The organism is Paraburkholderia strydomiana (assembly GCF_046030495.1).
GTDB classification, from domain to species: domain Bacteria; phylum Pseudomonadota; class Gammaproteobacteria; order Burkholderiales; family Burkholderiaceae; genus Paraburkholderia; species Paraburkholderia strydomiana_A.
This window is the reverse complement of sequence record NZ_JAQQCJ010000072.1, coordinates 1-959: the sequence shown is the minus strand read 5'-3', so window position 1 is coordinate 959 and position 959 is coordinate 1. Positions and strand designations below refer to the sequence as shown.

Genomic DNA, 959 nt, shown 5'->3' with positions numbered 1-959 from the left:
TTGGGACTGAGCGGACTCGCGCACGCGCAGTCCGCTGAGACGACGGGTGGCGCGAAGGCGACTACGCGTCTTGCCTCGTTCGAGAACCTCCGGCAGATCAACGCCGGAACGCTGAGCATCGGCTATGCAGAGGCGGGCCCGCAGAACGGCCCGGTCGTCATTCTGCTGCACGGCTGGCCGTACGACATCTACGCGTTCGCCGACGTCACGCCGCTGCTGGTCGCCGCGGGCTACCGCGTGATCGTGCCGTATCTGCGGGGTTATGGCTCGACGCGCTTGCTGTCGGCGGACACGCCGCGCAATGGTCAGCAGGCGGTGGTCGCGGTCGATATCATCGCGCTCATGGACGCGCTGAAAATCGACAAGGCGGTGCTCGGCGGCTTCGACTGGGGCGCGCGTACGGTGAACATCATGGCGGCGTTGTGGCCCGAACGCTGCAAGGCGATGGTGTCGGTGAGCGGCTATCTGATCGGCAGTCAGGAGGCCAACCGTGCGCCGCTGCCACCGAAGGCGGAGCTGACGTGGTGGTATCAGTTCTATTTCGCCACCGAGCGCGGCCAGGCGGGTTACGACGCGAACCGTCACGACTTCAACAAGCTGATCTGGCATACGGCGTCACCGAAGTGGAATTTCGACGATGCGACGTTCGAGCGCTCGGCGGAGTCGTTCAAGAATCCGGACCACGTGGCGGTGGTGATTCACAACTATCGCTGGCGCCTGGGGCTGGTCAAGGGTGAGCCGCAATACGACGAACTGGAAAGGCGCCTGGCAATGGCGCCGACCATTTCGGTGCCGACCATCACACTCGAAGGCGACGCGAACGGCGCGGCGCATCCCGATCCGGCTGCCTATGCGAAGAAGTTCACGGGCAAGTACCAGCACCGGAACATCACGGGCGGCATCGGACACAACCTGCCGCAGGAGGCCCCCAAGGCCTTTGCCGACGCGATCATCGACGT

At 64.8% G+C, this 959-nt stretch carries 1 protein-coding gene; it reads left to right on the top strand.

Features of this window, described 5'->3' with window-relative positions:
* Positions 1 to 959 (top strand): alpha/beta fold hydrolase (locus tag PQQ53_RS34960; RefSeq protein ID WP_408329300.1); only part of this gene is annotated, 959 nt, incomplete at both ends.